Here is an 887-nt window from a genome sequence, read left to right as displayed (position 1 = left end):
GATTGGCCACTGCCCCTTAATGAGCGGGATGATTTGCTTGAGCAAGCAGCCGGTGCTCGCAGTACTTTGCAGTTCAACCCGGTGGGCAATGTGCTGGAGCAAACCGATGCGCAGGGTAATCGGCAGCGTTTCAATCACACCATCGACGGCCGATTGCGCGAGGCCTGGCTGCAGCTGAAAAACGCGACCGCCGCGCAGCGGCTGGTACATGACATTCACTACAACGCTCAAGCACAGATAGAACAGCAAACGGCAGGCAACCAGGTCACCAGTCGGTTTGATTACTGCCCGAAAGACGGGCGATTGAACCGTCTGAGCGCTGCCGGGCCTAGCGACGAACCGCTACAGGATTTGCACTACGTCTATGACCCGGTGGGCAATATCCTTAGCCTTGAAGACAAGGCCCTGCCGGTGCGCTTCTTTGCCAACCAACGCATCGAGCCGATCAACCGCTATACCTACGACAGTCTTTACCAGTTGATCGAAGCCACCGGCTGGGAGGCCGGCAGCGCTAATCGCGGGCCTGCTCATCTCGAGGATCCGGCTGCCGTGGCTAACTATCGTCAAACCTATCGCTACGACGCTGGCGGCAATTTGCTCGAGCTGATCCACCACGGCCCACAGCAACATGGGCGTGTGTTGACGGCGGCCAAGCACAGTAATCGCTGCCTGCCCGAGGTGGGCGGGAGGCCACCGACCGAAGCGGAGATTGCCGAAGCCTTCGATGCCAGCGGCAACCTGTTGATGTTGGACCGGTGCCGAACACTGAGTTGGGATGCACGTAACCAACTGAGCCATGTGCATATGGTGGAGCGCACGTTGCGCCTCAATGACACCGAGCGCTACGTCTACGGTGCCGACGGCATGCGCCAGCGCAAGGTGCGCAC

1 pseudogene is annotated in these 887 nt (G+C 59.6%); it reads left to right on the top strand.

The features are described from left to right. Window positions 1-33: 33 nt before the first annotated feature. Window positions 34-887: pseudogene (locus tag APH41_RS27665) on the top strand (RHS repeat protein); the annotation flags it as partial.

It is taken from the genome of Pseudomonas sp. NBRC 111138 (assembly GCF_001320835.1).
Lineage (GTDB): Bacteria > Pseudomonadota > Gammaproteobacteria > Pseudomonadales > Pseudomonadaceae > Aquipseudomonas > Aquipseudomonas paracarnis.
This window is presented reverse-complemented; position numbering and strand designations above follow the sequence as displayed.